12 protein-coding genes are annotated in these 15,164 nt (G+C 63.9%); 3 read left to right on the top strand and 9 right to left on the bottom strand.

Annotation, left to right across the window (positions count from 1 at the left end; genetic code table 11):
* Positions 1-41: 41 nt before the first annotated feature.
* Positions 42-1,388 carry a metalloprotease PmbA gene (gene pmbA / locus B2J77_RS16680; protein WP_078479056.1) on the bottom strand — a complete coding sequence of 449 codons (1,347 nt, stop codon included), beginning with the start codon at positions 1,386-1,388 and terminating at the stop codon, positions 42-44.
* A 109-nt stretch (positions 1,389-1,497) separates the two neighbouring features.
* On the opposite strand from pmbA, the gene yjgA reads away from it, so the two are divergent.
* Positions 1,498-2,019, top strand: a complete 522-nt coding sequence (yjgA, locus tag B2J77_RS16685; RefSeq protein WP_058637496.1) for a ribosome biogenesis factor YjgA — start codon at positions 1,498-1,500, stop codon at positions 2,017-2,019.
* Positions 2,020-2,054: 35 nt separating this feature from the next.
* Here the strand turns inward: yjgA and tldD are convergent, their stop codons facing one another.
* The 8 genes from tldD to mreB all read right to left on the bottom strand — a co-directional run bounded on the left by tldD (position 2,055) and on the right by mreB (position 13,194).
* Positions 2,055-3,494 (bottom strand): metalloprotease TldD, encoded by a 1,440-nt coding sequence (tldD, locus tag B2J77_RS16690; protein ID WP_058604405.1) that lies wholly within the window; start codon positions 3,492-3,494, stop codon positions 2,055-2,057.
* Between the two features lie 2 nt (positions 3,495-3,496).
* Positions 3,497-4,348: a carbon-nitrogen hydrolase family protein gene (locus B2J77_RS16695; RefSeq protein WP_078479057.1), complete on the bottom strand. Its 852-nt coding sequence runs from the start codon at positions 4,346-4,348 to the stop codon at positions 3,497-3,499.
* A 14-nt stretch (positions 4,349-4,362) separates the two neighbouring features.
* Positions 4,363-8,172, bottom strand: a complete 3,810-nt coding sequence (locus tag B2J77_RS16700; RefSeq protein WP_058637493.1) for a YhdP family protein — start codon at positions 8,170-8,172, stop codon at positions 4,363-4,365.
* An 82-nt stretch (positions 8,173-8,254) separates the two neighbouring features.
* Positions 8,255-9,712, bottom strand: coding sequence for a ribonuclease G (rng, locus tag B2J77_RS16705; protein WP_058604402.1), 1,458 nt, complete (start codon positions 9,710-9,712; stop codon positions 8,255-8,257).
* Between the two features lie 55 nt (positions 9,713-9,767).
* On the bottom strand, positions 9,768-10,397 hold the full coding sequence (locus B2J77_RS16710) for a Maf family protein (protein ID WP_078479058.1): 630 nt from the start codon (positions 10,395-10,397) through the stop codon (positions 9,768-9,770).
* Between the two features lie 33 nt (positions 10,398-10,430).
* On the bottom strand, positions 10,431-10,919 hold the full coding sequence (gene mreD, locus B2J77_RS16715; RefSeq protein ID WP_078479059.1) for a rod shape-determining protein MreD: 489 nt from the start codon (positions 10,917-10,919) through the stop codon (positions 10,431-10,433).
* Entirely contained in the window at positions 10,919-11,962 is a 1,044-nt protein-coding gene (gene mreC / locus B2J77_RS16720; protein WP_230375198.1) for a rod shape-determining protein MreC, read from the bottom strand. Before mreC ends, mreD begins: the two co-directional genes overlap by 1 nt.
* Positions 11,963-12,156: 194 nt before the next feature.
* Positions 12,157-13,194 (bottom strand): rod shape-determining protein MreB, encoded by a 1,038-nt coding sequence (gene mreB, locus B2J77_RS16725; protein WP_003255163.1) that lies wholly within the window; start codon positions 13,192-13,194, stop codon positions 12,157-12,159.
* Between the two features lie 206 nt (positions 13,195-13,400).
* On the opposite strand from mreB, the gene gatC reads away from it, so the two are divergent.
* Both gatC and gatA read left to right on the top strand, forming a co-directional pair.
* Positions 13,401-13,688, top strand: coding sequence for an Asp-tRNA(Asn)/Glu-tRNA(Gln) amidotransferase subunit GatC (gatC, locus tag B2J77_RS16730; RefSeq protein ID WP_023533299.1), 288 nt, complete (start codon positions 13,401-13,403; stop codon positions 13,686-13,688).
* Positions 13,689-13,703: 15 nt separating this feature from the next.
* Positions 13,704-15,155, top strand: a complete 1,452-nt coding sequence (gene gatA, locus B2J77_RS16735; RefSeq protein WP_058604400.1) for an Asp-tRNA(Asn)/Glu-tRNA(Gln) amidotransferase subunit GatA — start codon at positions 13,704-13,706, stop codon at positions 15,153-15,155.
* Positions 15,156-15,164: the final 9 nt, after the last annotated feature.

A 15,164-nucleotide genomic window follows, 5' to 3' on the forward strand; every position in this document is an offset into this window, starting at 1 on the left:
GATGGGCCGCACAGCGGCCCCACGGTCTCAAATGAAAAGGATCAACTGCCAGCAACCATCATCCGCTCGATCAGCACCGAGCCTGTGTGAATGTTGCTACGGGTCTCCAAGTCGCTGCCAATGGCCACGATCTGCTGGAACATGTCCTTCATGTTGCCCGCGATGGTGACTTCCTGGACAGCGTGCTGAATCTCCCCATTCTCGATCCAGAAACCAGCCGCGCCCCGGGAATAGTCCCCTGTCACCATGTTCAGGCCATGCCCCATCAATTCGGTAACCAGCAGGCCGCGCCCCATGCGCCGGATCAATGCCGCCTGGTCGTCACTGCCATGGGTGACGAACAGGTTGTGCACGCCGCCTGAGTTGGCGGTGCTGGGCAGGCCCAGTTTGCGTCCTGAGTAGGTACCGAGCAGGTAGGACACTAATTGGCCTTTGTCCACGAACGGTTTGGCATAGGTCGCCAGGCCATCACCATCGAAGGCTGCGCTGCCCAATGCGCGCGGAATGTGAGGGCGCTCGTCCAAGGTCAGCCAGGCTGGAAACAACTGTTGGCCGAGCGCGCCCTCCAGGAAGGAGGACTTGCGGTACAGGTTCCCACCGGAAACCGCCGACAGGAAGCTGCCGAACAGCCCGCCTGCCAATTCGGCCGAGAACAGTACCGGCACCTCACAGGTCGGCACCGGCCGTGCGCCCAGGCGACTGGCAGCCCGTTGGGCGGCACGGATGCCAATACTGCGCGGGTCAGCCAGCAGATGGCCTTGGCGATTGACGTCGTACCAGTAGTCACGCTGCATCTGCCCATCGCCCTCGGCGATCATCACGCAGCTCAGGCTGTGACGCGTGGAGGCGTAGCCACCGACAAAGCCGTTGCTGTTGCCATACACCCTGCACCCCTGGTGGGTGTTGAGCGAGGTGCCATCGGCATTGAGAATCCGAGGATCAGCGTCGAAGGCCGCAGCTTCGCACGCCAAGGCCATTTCAATGGCCTTCTCCGGCTCCAGGTTCCAGTCGTGATAAAGGTCGAGGTCCGGGATATCGCGGGCCATCAGGGCGGCGTCGGCAAGCCCGGCGCATTCGTCCTCGGAGGTGTGCTTGGCAATGGCCAGCGCGGCTGCAACGGTTTGGCGAATGGCATCCGGACCACTGGCCGAGGTGCTGGCCGAGCCTTTGCGCTGCCCCACGTACAGGGTGATGCCAAAGCCCTGGTCACGGTTGAATTCTACCGTCTCGACCTCGCGCTGGCGGACCGTGGTGGACAGGCCCTGCTCCAGCGACACCGCCACCTCGCAGGCGCTGGCGCCCTGGCGGCGGGCCTCGGCAATGATCGCTTCGACCTGCTCTTGCAAGGCTGGCAGATCGTTCGGGCCGATACTCTGGACTGCACTCATGGTTTTCTCCACTCAGAATTCTGCGTTCGGCAAGGGCCATTCAACGGCCGGGCCGGACAAGCGGCCCCCGACTGGTTATCATGGCGGCGATCTTTAGCGGACTGCCACCATGGTTGATTCAAACGACGACGCCTTCGACGGCGAAAAAAGCAAAACCCAGATCAAGCGCGAACTGCATGCGCTGGTCGAACTCGGCGAGCGGCTCACCACCCTCAAGGCCGATACCCTGGCGCGCCTGCCCTTGACCGATGAACTGCGCAAGGCATTGGCCGAAGCCAGCAAGCACACCGCACATGGGGCTCGCAAACGCCACATGTCGTTCGTCGGCAAGCTGATGCGTGTCCAGGACCTGGACGCCATTCATGCCCTGCTGGAACAGATGGACAGCTCCACTCGCCAGTACAACGAGCGTTTCCACAGTCTTGAACGCTGGCGTGATCGGTTGATCGACGGCAACGACGAGGACCTCGAACGGTTCGTCAACGAATACCCGGAGACCGACCGCCAGCAGTTGCGCTCGCTGGTGCGCCATGCCCAGCACGAGAAGGCCAGGAACAAACCCCCTGCCGCTTCGCGCAAGGTGTTCAAGTACATTCGCGATCTGGACGAGCTGCAGCGCGGGCTGCGCTGATCGCGGCGGGGCCGCCATGCGGCCCCAGCCGACCCTCACGCCCCGGTACCGCCCACCGTGATCGCATCGAGTTTCAAGGTCGGTTGGCCTACTCCGACCGGCACGGACTGCCCGTCCTTGCCACATGTGCCTACCCCACTGTCGAGCGACAGGTCGTTGCCGACCATCGACACACGGCTCATCGCCTCCGGGCCATTGCCAATCAAGGTCGCGCCTTTGACCGGTGCGGTGATCTTGCCATCCTCGATCAGGTAGGCCTCGCTGGTCGAAAACACGAACTTGCCGCTGGTGATGTCCACCTGCCCGCCACCTAAATTCGCGCAGTAGATGCCCTTCTTCACCGAAGCGATGATTTCCTGTGGGTCACTCTCACCGGCTCGCATGTAGGTGTTGGTCATGCGCGGCATCGGCAAGTGGGCATAGGATTCCCGCCGACCGTTGCCCGTCACCGCCATGCCCATCAGGCGCGCGTTGAGCTTGTCCTGCATGTACCCCTTGAGCACGCCGTTTTCGATCAGGGTGGTGCACTCGGTTGGCGTCCCCTCGTCGTCCACGCTCAAGGACCCACGCCGACCTTCCAGGGTGCCATCATCGACGATGGTGCAGAGGCTGGACGCGACCTTCTGGCCTATCCGGCCGCTGAATGCCGAACTGCCCTTGCGGTTGAAATCGCCTTCCAGGCCATGGCCGACCGCCTCGTGCAGCAGCACGCCGGACCAGCCAGGCCCCAACACCACGGGCAAGGTGCCGGCAGGCGCGGCAACGGCTTCCAGGTTCACCAACGCCTGGCGCAGTGCTTCGCGGGCATAGCCCATTACTCGCTCCTCAGTGAAGAAGCGATAGTCGGTGCGCCCGCCGCCGCCCTGCCCGCCGCGTTCGCGACGGCCGTTCTGCTCGACGATGACACTGACGTTGAAGCGCACCAGGGGCCGCACGTCGGCCGCCAGGCTGCCGTCGGCGGCCGCGACCAGAATTCGCTCCCAGACGCCCGCCATGCTGACGCTGACCTGCTGGATACGCGGGTCCAGCGCGCGGGTGGCGGCATCGACACGCTTGAGCAGCTCGACCTTCTCGGCACGGCTGAGCACGTCCAATGGGTTATCCGCCGGGTAGAGCGTGGTCACGTCCTGGGCACGAAACGCCTGGACCGTGCCGTTCTGACCGGCACGGGAAATCGACCGCGCGGCGCGTGCGGCAGAGGTCAAGGCTTCGAGGTTGATGGCATTGCTGTAGGCGAAACCGGTTTTTTCGCCGGCCTGGGCACGAACACCGACCCCCTGGTCGAGGTTGAAGCTGCCCTCTTTGACAATCCCATCCTCCAGCGCCCAGGTTTCCGAAATCTGGCCTTGGAAATACAGGTCGGCGGCGTCGATGCCAGGGCCGGCCAATTCACCCAGCACACTTTGCAGGCTGTCCAGGGTCAAGCCGCCTGGGGTCAGGAGCTGCTCGCTGACGGTGGATAACATCTGGCTCATAGTCACTCCGAGGTGTGCGCAGGCCGCAATGCGCCCTGCGAGAAGAAGCGCCGGTGATCGATCACCGGCATGCGCGCCCGAATGGACGCCTGTTCGTCACTGTCGCGCTCGGCAAGCAGTACCGCTTCGCCTTGCGCCTGTTGCGCCACGATGCGCCCCCATGGGTCGACGATCGCCGCGTGGCCGTGGGTCTGGCGCTGGCCGGGGTGTAGCCCGCCTTGGGCTGCGGCCAGCATGTAGCATTGTGTCTCGATGGCGCGTGCGCGGATCAGCACGTCCCAATGCGCCGCCCCAGTCACCGCCGTGAAGGCCGACGGTGCACTGATCAGCTCCGCCCCGGCTGCCCGCAGATGGCTGTACAACTCGGGAAAGCGCAGGTCGTAGCACACGCTTAGGCCCAACCGCCCGACCGGCGTATCGGCAACCACCACTTGCGCACCTGGGGCATAGTCATCGGATTCACGATAACGGCCACGATTGTCGGCGACATCCACATCGAACAGGTGCAACTTGTCGTACCGCGCCACCTGCTGCCCATGCTCGTCGATCAGCAACGAGCAAGCATGTGGCTTGGCCCGGGGCTGACCATCCGGTGGCAGGGCAATGGTGCCTGCGACAATCCATAACCTGAGGTCGCAGGCCACGCGTTTCAACCAGGGCAGGATCGGGCCTTCGCCTAGGGCCTCGGCGCGGCCGATGGCCGCGGCGTCTGCACGCCCCATGGCAGCGAAGTTCTCTGGCAGCACAGCCAGCCTGGCGCCACCTGAAGCCGCCTGCTCCAGAAGCCTGCTCGCCTGGCGCAGGTTACTCTGCACATCATCCTGGCTGACCATCTGGATTACCGCAGCCTTCATCGACCCTCCTGACGCTATTTCTGGAATGGTTTCACAAAGGTAATCTTAGGCTCTTTCCACGGCCCAACTACCCGGTAATGCACGCTGGCAAAGCGCGACACCCGGTCGCCGATCAGGCGGTCGACCAGAAACAGTGCGCCGCCCACGGCCGGGGCGCCGACGATCAACGCTGCCAGGGGGAGGTTGTTGGTGACCGGCAGGCTGACCTGCAGGTTGGCAGCGACCCGCTCACGCACCATGTCCAGCGTACCATCGAGTTCGAAATCGCTCGACGGGCCGGTGACCTTGATCGGCGTGCGGGTTACGTAGACCCCTTCACTGGCCACCAGCAGCCCCTTGAGTCGGTCGTAGGCCAGGCCCTTTTCGAACAGGTCGGAGAAGTCCAGGCGCAAGCGCCGGCCGATGGCGTTGAAGTTCAACAAGCCAAATACCCGCAACGCTTGCGCCCCACCGTCTACCTCGACGAACTGCCCGCTGTGCAGCACCGCATCGAGGCTGCCGGAGAAGCGTTTCAGGCTGATCGCCGCCGGGGATCCCGGCCACCGCCCGTCCACGTCCATGCGAAAGTCCCGGCTGGTTACCGTCGGGGCAAAGCCCCAGGCCGTGAGCACATCGCCCAGTTGCTTGCCCTGCACGCGGCCTTTGTACCAGCTCGTGCCGCCCGCGCCATCCCAACCACCGCTGCCGTCGATACGCAGCCCCTTGAGGTTCAGATCGATGTCGCTGGCGTTCACACCGGTACGGGTCGGGCGCAGCTTGATCGCAGCGCTGCCGTACAGATCGTCACCGCGGTAGAACCTGTCGATGCGTACGTCCAGCGGCGGCACCTTGCGCGGGTCGAAGGACGCCAGCGGATCGGCGCCGTCTTCGTCCTGCGCCTGGTCGGCACTGCCTGCAGGCAGGCGCAAGGTTTGCAGCCGCACGACGATAGGGGCGCCTTCGGCGTCTGGCACGCGCGCGTCACCCACCACCTGCCGACTGTCCAGGCGCACGTCCCAGGCCGCCGACCCACGTGCCAGGCGCACTCTCGACTGGTTCAGTTCCGTACCGTAAGCCTTTAGGGTTCCTATGCTCAGGTCCACGCTCTGCAAAGTCTGCCGCGCACTGCCGCCGGGATCGTCGCCCCCGAGCTTCTGCGCCTGAGCCTGCCAAGGGTCAAGGTCCAGGGTATCGAGGTGCCCACGAACGCGCAGGCCGCGCCCGCCGGGAGGCTGCACTTGCCCAGCGCCAAGCAGCAACTCGCCAGCACCCTGGTCCAGGTGCTCGGCGGGTGCTACATAGGCCAGCCGGGCGAGATCGGTGTAGGCGGCGTCGATGCGCCGTTGCGCGCCTTGCAGGTTCATGCTGAAACGGCTGGCCCGGCTGTCGGCGGGCGCTTTGCCAAAGGGTGCCGGCAGGTCGATCGACAGGCCTTTGAGGTCCGAATCGACGCTCAACAGGTTTTCACGTGCGCCAATGCTCAACTGCAGCTGGTACGGTAGCTCGCCCGAGGCTGGCAGTGACTGGTCGAAATGCAGCCATTGGGTCAGCGCCTGCAGCGAAACCCGACCGCTGGCACTGATTCGTGTCTGCATCTGCCCCGGTTCGCCTTCAGCCGCGATCTGCGCAGTGACCGGCTTGCCGAATGCCTGCAGGGAAATGCCCTTGCCACTGAGGCCCTTGTCATAGTCGAAGCTGAAGTCGCCCTTCAAGCGCGTGAGCTCAAGCTCAGGCGAAGCGATCTTGAGCCGCGCATCGCGCGTGGCGAAATCCACCTTTACCTTGGGCTGCTGCCCATGGGCCAGCGGTATGTCCAGCTTGACCTTGCCTTTGAGGGGGCCCTCGCCTTCCCAGCCGGCGAAGATCTCATGGGTGCCGATGGGCGCTTGCTTGAGTATCTTGAGCCCGTCCACCAGGCCACCGTCGAAATTGCCGTCCAAGTGCAAGTGGCTATCACCGTTGCCTTCCACATGTGGAATGTCGACGTTCACGTCGCTGACCTTGGTATCGAGCAGCACGCCGCGTTGTGCCTTGATGCGCACACCGCTGTCCTCGATGAACACGTCCCCGTCCACATGCTGTACCTGTGGCCAGCCGGGCTGGAAGTCCAAGGTGGCATCATGCACCTTGAAGAACAGGCTGATGCTGCGGGCTTCGGGCCTGGCGCCGTGATTGAGCGAGCCTTGGTACTGGAAATAACCCTGGTCGACGCTGCCTTTGACGATTGCGCTGCGCAGCCATTGGTCCAGGGCCGGGCTCAATACCTCAGGCAGGTACTTGGCGGTGTAGCGGCCATCGCCATCGGTCAGACCGACACGCAGGTCCATGTAGTCTTCACGGCCTTGCTCGAACAACAGGCGGATGAGGAAGTCGCCTGCTATCTTGCCCTCCTCGCCCACGACCTTCAGATAAGGGGCAATCAGGGTGAAACCTGCCTTGTCCAGCGTCCAGGTCAGGCGCGCATTGGCTTTCTGGTAGTGCCAGGGTTTGGCGAAGATCGGATCCAGGTGCAGCATGAACGCGTCGGTATCCAGACGCAGCTCGCCGTGCCCAAGGTCGCCGCTGATGCTGCCATTCACGTTACCGGCAGCCGGGGCACCGTGATACGCATCGAAACCCACGCGCTCCAGGTTGCCTTCGAACGCCAACCGGCGATCACCGTCGGCATGGGGCCGGGCCGTCAGTTGCACGTTGCGCAAGGCACCTGTGACATTGAGGCCATCGACCACCGCCAGCGCCTGCTGGCCCATGGGCGCCAAGGCGTGGATCAACGGCGTGAGGGGGGTCAGCTCCAGACGATCGGCCTGCACCTGCCAGCTTTCATCAGCCGGCGCAGCACCGTTGCGCTGCCTCAACCGCAGCCGCGACGCCCAATGCGTGTCGCCAAGGTCCATCGCCAGTGAGTCGACAACGACGTCGAAGCCCTCATCCTGACGCTTGAACCAGGCATTGAGGGCCAGATTGTCTACCTTGGCCGGTTTGCGCGTGTCATAGGCCCCTTCAAGGTGCGGCGCATTCAGGCGTACGGCGCCCTGGTGCAACTGGCGGTCGCGCCAGTCGAACCAGGCCTCGCCGCCAGCCTGAAGCACCTGGGCATGCCACTGCCCCAACAGCCGAGGCGGCAACCAGCGCGCCCAGTCACTGTCCGGCAGGTTGAGGTAGCCGTCTACCTGCGCGTCACGCCAGGCCTCGGCCGAAGCCCGGCTGCGCGCGCTCAGCGTCAGTGGTTGGCCATCTGGCAAGGTTGCCCGTAGGTCCAGCGATTGCCGCGAAGGCCCTGCCAGCAAGCCTGCGCTGACATAGGTCAGCGTCAGCGGATCACGCTGCCAGGCGTGCAGGGTGACCTGACTGTCGAACACATCGACCCGCCCAAGCCGGCGCAGGTCCTTGAGCAATTGTTCGGGTTGCAGCGGTGCGTCGTCCTGCTTGGGCAGGCCCTCGAGCTTCCACTCGCCGGTTTCATCCTCGCGGGCGATCAGTTGCAGGCCGGCCAGCTGGATGCGCGCCAGGCGCACTTGACGTGCGACCAGGCTGCCCCAGACATCCGGCACCACGATGACGTCATCGAGCCGCAAGGCCGTGGCGCCTTCACCGATTTGCAGGTCGTGTACGGTCAGCACCGGTGACAGCCTGCTCCAGCGGCCCTGGAGCGCGCCAATGTGCACGGGCACACCCAGTGCCTCGGCTACCTTGGCCTGCACCGTGCTGCGGTACTCGGCCACCAGCGGCACCAAGGCCCGGCCGAGGCTGGCGTACAGCGCCACTGCGATAAGCAGCAAGGCGCAAGCCCCCAATCCCCAACGGGTCAGGACACTCAGAACGCGGCTTAGACGTCCCATGGCCATGGCCCTCCAGGTCGTATATGCATAATGGCCCGTGGTACCGTTTTCGCCACGCCGACCGAAGCGCGTCGGGTCTCAGCAGGCCTCAGAGCAGCACCACGTCATACTGCTCTTGCGAATACATCGACTCGACCTGGAAGCGAATGGTTCGCCCGATGAAGGCCTCGAGTTCAGCCACGTTGCCAGACTCTTCGTCCAACAGGCGATCGACCACCTTCTGATTGGCCAGCACGCGATAGCCCTCAGCCTGGTAGGCGCGGGCTTCACGCAGGATTTCGCGAAAAATCTCGTAACAGATGGTTTCGGGGGTTTTGAGCTTGCCTCGTCCCTGGCAGGCCTGGCACGGTTCGCACAGCACCTGCTCAAGGCTCTCCCGGGTGCGCTTGCGGGTCATCTGTACCAGGCCCAACTCGGTGATGCCGATGATGTTGGTTTTGGCGTGGTCGCGCTCCAGCTGTTTTTCCAGCGTTCGCAGCACCTGGCGCTGGTGATCCTCGTCCTCCATGTCGATGAAGTCGATGATGATGATGCCGCCGATGTTGCGCAGCCGCAGTTGCCGGGCAATGGCGGTGGCGGCCTCCAGGTTGGTCTTGAAGATGGTTTCTTCCAGGTTGCGGTGGCCCACGAAAGCGCCGGTGTTGACGTCGATGGTGGTCATCGCCTCGGCCGGATCGACCACCAGGTAGCCACCCGACTTCAGTGGCACCTTGCGATCCAGGGCGCGCTGGATTTCGTCTTCGACACCGTACAGGTCGAAGATGGGCCTTTCGCCTGGGTAGTGTTCGAGCCGGTCGGCGATTTCAGGCATCAGCTCTTGCACGAACTGCGTGGTGCGCTGGAAGGTTTCCCGGGAGTCGATGCGGATTTTTTCGATCTTCGGGTTGACCAGGTCGCGCAGGGTACGCAGCGCCAGGCCCAGGTCCTCGTAGATGACCAGGGGTGCGCCACAGGTCTTGATCTGCGCCCCGATCTGCTCCCATAACCGTCGCAGGTAGCGGATGTCCTGCAGGATTTCCTCAGCCCGCGCGCCCTCGGCGGCGGTGCGCAGGATGAAGCCGCCGGCCCCTTGTATGTTCTCGCTGTCTACGCAGTCGCTGACCACGCGTTTAAGGCGTTCACGCTCGGCCTCGTCCTCGATCTTGAGCGAAATGCCCACGTGGCTGCTGCGGGGCATGTAGACCAGGTAGCGCGACGGGATCGACAACTGGGTGGTCAGCCGCGCGCCCTTGCTGCCGATGGGGTCCTTGGTGACCTGCACCACCAGCGCCTGGCCTTCATGGACCAGGGCGGTGATGTTTTCCACCGCCGAGCCTTCGCGCTGCGAAATTTCCGAGGCATGGATGAATGCGGCCCGTTCCAGCCCGATGTCCACGAACGCCGCCTGCATGCCGGGCAGCACCCTGACCACCTTGCCCTTGTAGATATTGCCGACGATGCCGCGACGCTGGGTGCGCTCGACGTGCACTTCCTGCAGTACCCCGTTTTCCACCACCGCCACGCGTGACTCCATCGGGGTGATGTTGATCAGGATCTCTTCGCTCATGGCAGGTTCTCGTCCAGGGTCTTGTTCTAATGATGGATGGCGCAAACGGTGCTGGCTACTGCGGGCGTGTCACCTCAGGTGTCGAGGCCGCCGGTTGCCAGCAAGCGATGCCGAAGCGCTCGAGCAACTGTGCCGTTTCACTCAATGGCAGACCGACCACGGCCGAATAGCTGCCCACCAGCCCGGTGACGAATACCGCGCCCAGCCCTTGAATGGCATAGCCGCCCGCTTTGTCCGCCGGCTCGCCGCTGGCCCAGTAGCGCTGGGCCTCCTGCTGGTCGATGAGGCGAAAGCGGACAGTGCTGCTGACACACAGGCTCTCCACACGCTTGCCGTCATCGAGCGCCACTGCCGTCAACACCTGGTGTTCGCGGCCAGACAACCGGGCCAGCATGCCAAGCGCGTCGTCACGGTGCTCGGGCTTGCCGAGAATACGGCCGTCAAGCACCACGGCCGTGTCAGCGCCCAGCACCACAGCGCCTGCGTTCGCCATCTTGGCAGGTTCGAGACTGGCGCGACCGGCTGCAGCCTTGGCTTTGGCCAGGCGCTGCACATACGCCTCTGCGCTTTCGCCAGGCAGCGGGGTTTCATCGATGGGCGCGCTGGCCACCCTGAAGGGCACACCGATCTGCGTCAGCAGCTCACGCCGCCGTGGAGAGCCGGAAGCCAGGTATAGCAGGGTCATTCGGACATCTCCCTGTCAGCGGCCATCAAGCCGTCAATTGATGTGCAAGCGTCGGCGAAGATCGCGCAAGGCAAAGCTGATCCATGGCCAGAGCAGCGCGCTGATCACGGCCGACCAGACCAGCGCCAGGGTTGGCAGGCGGTTGCCGGTCAGGGCGCTGAGCCACAGCTGTAGCAACTGCGCAATGCCGAAGACCACCAGAATGATCAGGCTTTGCTGCCACATGGGGAACATGCGCAGGCGCTGTTGCAAGGACAGCACCAGGAATGTGATCAGGGTGAGGATCAACGCGTTCTGCCCCAACAAGGTGCCGTACAGCACGTCCTCGGCCAGGCCAAGCATGAACGCTGTGGCCATGCCGACCTTGTGCGGCACGTTCAAGGTCCAGAACGACACCAGCAACGCCAGCCACATGGGGCGAAAGACTTCCATGAACTGCGGCATGGGCGAGACGCTGAGCAGCAGGCCGACGGCAAACGTCAGCCAGATGATCCAACCATTGTTGCGGCGCGATGCGGCCATCACTGCCTCCGGGGTTGAGTGGGCACAGCGGGTGCTGCGGCCGGGCTTGCAGGCTGTGCAGCAGGCGCCGTTGCAGGCGTACCGGGCTGGGTGGCAGGCGCAGGGGTCGCGGCAGGGGCGGTGTTTGCGGGCGTACCGTTCACAGGCGTGCCTTGACCGGTCGTACCAGTATCCTGAGCAGGAACCGTCCCCCCCTTGCGGTCCGCTTCTTCCTGGGCAATCGCGGCATCGGTGGCGCGCTGCTCGGGCGTGCGCCGGTCGCTGAACACCAGCAGCATGTAACGGCTACGGTTGAGCGCCGCGGTGGGGATGGCGCGCACGATGGCGAATGGCTGGCCGGAATCGTGGATCACCTCGTTGACGGTGGCCACGGGATAACCGGCGGGGAAACGTTGGCCCATGCCGGAGCTGACCAGCAGGTCGCCTTCCTTGATGTCCGCCGTATCGGCCACATGGCGCAGCTCGAGGCGCTCAGGGTTACCGGTACCGCTGGCAATGGCGCGCAAACCGTTGCGGTTGACTTGCACGGGAATGCTATGGGTGGTGTCGGTGAGCAGCAAGACCCGCGAGGTATAGGGCATCAGTTCGACCACCTGCCCCATCAAGCCGCGGGCGTCGAGCACCGGTTGACCGAGAAACACGCCATCGCGCTCACCCTTGTTGATCAGGATGCGGTGGGTGAAGGGGTTGGGGTCGACACCGATCAACTCGGCAACTTCGACCTTTTCGTCGACCAACGCCGAGGAATTGAGCAGCTCCCGCAGGCGCACGTTCTGCTCGGTCAACGCCGCCAGCTTCTGCAGGCGGCCTTGCAGCAGCAGGGCCTCGGTCTTGAGTTTCTCGTTTTCGGCAATCAGCTCGTTGCGGCTGCCGAACTGGCCCGCCACCCCTTGCCAGGCGCGTTGCGGCAAGTCGGTGATCCAGTACGATTCCATGAGCACCAGGCCCATCTGGCTGCGAACAGGCTTGAGCAGGTCGAAGCGCGCGTCGACGACCATCAACGCGACCGACACCACCACCAGGACGAGCAGGCGAACGCCCAGCGAGGGGCCCTTGGAGAAAAGCGGTTTAATGGGCCGTTCCTCGTGGACGACTCAGGAAGTCATTGGACATGGGACAAGGCACCAGCCTGGTTGCGAATTGATGGATGAGGCACCCGAACGGGCACCGGCCAGCACATACAGGTAGCACTGTGCGTGCTACCTGTAAACCGGGGCTCACGAGCAGCGAGTAAGCATCACTCGCTCGAGAGCAGGTCCATTGCGTGCTTATCCATCATTTCCAGGGCTCGACCGCCCCCGCGTGCGACACAGGTCAGCGGGTCTTCGGCGACGATGACCGGCAGCCCGGTTTCCTGGGCCAGCAGCTTGTCCAGGTCACGCAGCAGTGCGCCGCCGCCGGTCAACACCAGGCCACGTTCGGCGATATCGGAAGCCAGTTCAGGTGGCGATTGCTCCAGGGCACTCTTGACCGCCTGGACGATGGTCGCCAGCGACTCCTGCAGCGCTTCGAGCACTTCGTTGGAGTTCAGGGTGAACGCACGCGGTACGCCTTCGGCCAGGTTACGGCCGCGGACATCAACTTCACGCACTTCACCGCCCGGGTAGGCAGTACCGATTTCCTGCTTGATGCGCTCGGCGGTGGATTCGCCGATCAAGCTGCCGTAGTTACGGCGCACGTAGGTCACGATGGCTTCGTCGAAGCGGTCGCCACCGACGCGCACCGATTCGGCATACACCACGCCGTTGAGCGAGATCAGCGCGATTTCGGTGGTACCGCCGCCGATGTCGACGACCATGGAGCCACGGGCCTCTTCGACCGGCAGGCCGGCACCGATGGCAGCGGCCATGGGTTCTTCGATCAGGAACACTTCGCGGGCACCTGCACCCAGGGCCGACTCGCGAATGGCGCGGCGCTCAACCTGGGTGGACTTGCACGGCACGCAGATCAGCACGCGGGGGCTGGGCTGCAGGAAGCTGTTCTCATGAACCTTGTTGATAAAGTATTGCAACATTTTTTCGCACACGCTGAAGTCGGCGATCACGCCGTCCTTCATCGGACGAATGGCTGCGATGTTGCCAGGCGTACGGCCCAGCATGCGTTTGGCTTCGGTACCGACGGCGACGACGCTTTTCTGATTGCCATGGGTACGGATGGCAACAACCGAGGGCTCATTCAGGACGATACCGCGCTCACGCACGTAAATTAGGGTGTTGGCAGTACCCAGGTCGATGGACAGATCGCTGGAAAACATGCCACGCAGTTTCTTGAACATGGGAAAGTGACCCTGGGGAAAGCGTGGGTAAAAAAGTGCGGCAAACTCTAACAATGGCAGGGATTTTGGGCAAGGAGCCAATATGTTAAATTGGCTGTTTTTCCGAGCATGCCAGCCGATGATCGCGGCCATTGGACCGCCAAAAAGCTGACATGTTCCTCATTGCGGACACTGAATCCGTTCTTTCTATCCTTCTGGAGATCCCCATGGCGCTTGAACGCTGCGACGTGGAAAAGATCGCCCATCTGGCCCGACTGGGCCTAAATGATGGCGAACTGCCACGCATTACCGACGCCTTGAACAGCATCCTCGGGTTGGTCGACCAGATGCAAGCGGTGGACACCGCCGGCATCGAACCCCTGGCTCACCCCCTGGAGGCCAGCCAGCGCCTGCGCCCCGACCAGGTCACCGAGCACAACCAGCGCGACGCTTATCAGGCCGTCGCCCCCCAGACCGAGAACGGTCTGTACCTGGTTCCGAAAGTCATCGAGTAAGGGATAGAGCCTGCCATGCATCAATTGACCCTGGCCGAGATCGCCCGCGGACTCGCCGACAAGTCGTTTTCCTCCGAAGAGCTGACCAGCGCCCTGCTGGACCGTATCAAGCAGCTCGACCCACAGCTCAACAGCTTCATCACCGTGACCGACGAGCTGGCCCTGGGCCAGGCACGTGCCGCCGATGCCCGCCGTGCCGCTGGCGAAGGCGGGGCGTTGCTGGGCGCGCCCATTGCCCACAAGGACCTGTTCTGCACACAGGGCGTGCGGACCAGCTGCGCCTCGAAGATGCTCGACACCTTCAAGGCGCCCTATGACGCCACTGTGGTGGCCAAGCTCGCCGAAGCCGGCATGGTGACGTTGGGCAAGACCAACATGGACGAGTTCGCCATGGGTTCGGCCAACGAATCGAGCCACTACGGCGCGGTGAAGAACCCCTGGAACCTCGAGCACGTACCCGGTGGCTCGTCCGGCGGCTCGGCCGCTGCCGTAGCCGCGCGCCTGTTGCCGGTGACCACCGGCACCGACACCGGCGGCTCGATCCGTCAGCCGGCCGCGCTGACCAACCTCACCGGCCTCAAGCCCACTTACGGGCGCGTCTCGCGCTGGGGCATGATCGCCTATGCCTCAAGCCTGGATCAGGGCGGCCCCCTGGCCCGCACGGCCGAGGACTGCGCGCTATTGCTGCAAGGCATGGCCGGCTTCGACGCCAAGGACTCGACCAGCATCGAGGAGCCGGTTCCCGACTACAGCGCCACCCTGGGTGATTCGCTGCAAGGGCTGCGCATCGGTCTGCCGAAGGAGTACTTCGGTGCTGGTCTGGACCCGCGCATTGCCGACCTCGTACAGGCCAGCGTCAAGGAACTGGAAAAGCTCGGCGCGGTGGTCAAGGAAATCAGCCTGCCGAACATGCAGCACGCCATCCCGGCGTACTATGTGATCGCCCCGGCAGAAGCGTCCTCGAACCTGTCGCGTTTCGACGGTGTTCGCTTCGGTCATCGCTGCGAGGCGCCCAAGGACCTGACCGACCTGTACAAGCGTTCCCGTGGCGAAGGCTTCGGCGCCGAAGTGCAGCGCCGGATCATGGTCGGCACCTACGCCCTGTCGGCGGGCTACTATGACGCCTACTACGTGAAGGCCCAGCAAATTCGCCGCCTGATCAAGAACGACTTCATGGCTGCCTTCAAGGACGTCGACCTGATTCTCGGCCCGACCACCCCCAACCCGGCCTGGAAACTGGGCGCCAAGAGCAGCGATCCGGTTGCCGCCTACCTCGAGGACGTCTACACCATCACGGCCAACCTCGCGGGCCTGCCAGGGCTCTCGATGCCAGCCGGCTTCGTCGATGGCCTGCCGGTGGGCGTGCAGTTGCTGGCGCCCTACTTCCAGGAAGGCCGCCTGCTTAACGTAGCCCATCGCTACCAGCAGGTGACCGATTGGCACACCCGCGCCCCTAACGGCTTCTGAGGAACAGAC

The sequence above is a fragment of the Pseudomonas parafulva genome (assembly GCF_002021815.1).
GTDB classification, from domain to species: Bacteria; Pseudomonadota; Gammaproteobacteria; order Pseudomonadales; family Pseudomonadaceae; genus Aquipseudomonas; species Aquipseudomonas parafulva_B.